Here is a 1,727-nt window from a genome sequence, read left to right on the forward strand (position 1 = left end):
CCCGGCAAGATCGGCACCCGCTACGGCTACACCGACTTCCTGAACCGGGTCGACGCCGGCCAGGTGCAGACCGTGGACGTCACCGACACCGGAGGCGTGAGCGGCGTACTCAAGGACGGCACCCACTTCACCAGTCAGATCCCCACCGCCCTGGACACCTCCCAGCTCAGCCACGCGCTCTCCGACCAGCACGTGAACGTCACCGCCAGCCGCTCCAGCGGCGGCTCGATCTGGTCCACCCTGCTGCTGTTCCTGCCGCTGCTGATCTTCGGCGGGCTGTTCCTCTGGTCCGGCCGGATGGCCGCCCGCTCGCTGGGCGGCGGGCTGAGCGCGATCGGCCGCTCCCGGGCGAAGATCATCGAGGCCGAGCGGCCGGACACCGGCTTCGCCGACGTGGCGGGGTACGAGGGGGTGAAGCAGGAGGTCAGCGAGGTGGTCGACTTCCTGCGCAGCCCGGAGCGGTACGCCGCCGCCGGGGCCAAGGGACCGCGTGGGGTGATCATGGTCGGGCCGCCCGGCACCGGCAAGACGCTGCTCGCCCGGGCGGTCGCCGGCGAGGCCTCGGTGCCGTTCCTCTCCGTGACCGGCTCCGGCTTCGTGGAGATGTTCGTCGGCGTCGGCGCCTCCCGCGTCCGCGACCTGTTCGAGGAGGCCCGAAAGCGCGCGCCGTCGATCATCTTCATCGACGAGATCGACGCCGTCGGCGGCCGCCGCGCGGGCGGCTCCCGGATCGGCGGCAACGACGAGCGCGAGCAGACCCTCAACCAGCTGCTCTCCGAGATGGACGGCTTCGACCAGAGCACCGGCATCGTCGTGATCGCTGCCACCAACCGGCCGGACGCGCTCGACCCGGCCCTGCTGCGCCCCGGCCGCTTCGACCGGCAGGTCACCGTCCCGCTGCCCAACCAGGCGGAGCGGGCCGCCATCCTCGTCGTGCACACCCGCGGCAAGACCCTCGCCCCGGACACCGACCTCAACCGGATCGCCCGCGGCACCCCCGGCTTCTCCGGCGCCGACCTCGCCAACCTGGTCAACGAGGCCGCCATCAACGCCGTGCGCGCCGAGCGCGCCATCATCACCGCCGCCGACCTCGACGACGCCCGAGACCGGGTATTGCTCGGGCGGCGGGAGTCCTCCAACGCGCTGCTGCCCGAGGAGCGTCACGCGGTGGCCGTGCACGAGTCCGGGCACGCGCTGATGGCCGCGCTGTGCGAGCACGCCGACCCGGTCGCCAAGGTGACCATCCTCCCCGCCGGGGTCGCCCTCGGCGCCACCGAGCAACTGCCCGAGGCGGAGCGGCACCTGTACAGCGAGGGCTACCTGACCGACCTTCTCACCGTCCAACTCGGCGGACGGGCGGCGGAGCTGGTGGTCTTCGGCGAGGGCTCCACCGGCGCCGCCAACGACCTCGCCAACGCCACCTCGGTCGCCACCCGGATGGTCCGGGAGTTCGGCCTCTCCCCGGAACTCGGCCCGGTCGGCTATTCCTCAGGTTCCCCGCAGTACCTCGGCGACCACCCCGAGGACCTGCTGCGCCGCCCGTACTCCGAGCAGACCCAGCGCGCCGTGGACGAGGCGGTGGCCGCACTGCTGCGCCGCGCGGAGCGCCGGGCCGTCGAGCTGCTGCGCGAACACCGGCAGCACCTGGACGAGCTGGCGGCGCTGCTGGTCGCCCAGGAGACGGTGGACGGCAAGGTGGTGCTCCGGATCCTGGAGCACCCGGCGTC

At 73.0% G+C, this 1,727-nt stretch carries 1 protein-coding gene; it reads left to right on the forward strand.

Annotation, left to right across the window (positions count from 1 at the left end):
- The coding region (gene ftsH, locus J0670_RS37345; RefSeq protein ID WP_207817220.1) for an ATP-dependent zinc metalloprotease FtsH at positions 1–1,727 on the forward strand (1,727 nt) is incomplete at both ends.

It is taken from the genome of Streptomyces sp. FH025 (genome assembly GCF_017427025.1).
Taxonomy (GTDB): Bacteria; Actinomycetota; Actinomycetes; order Streptomycetales; family Streptomycetaceae; genus Kitasatospora.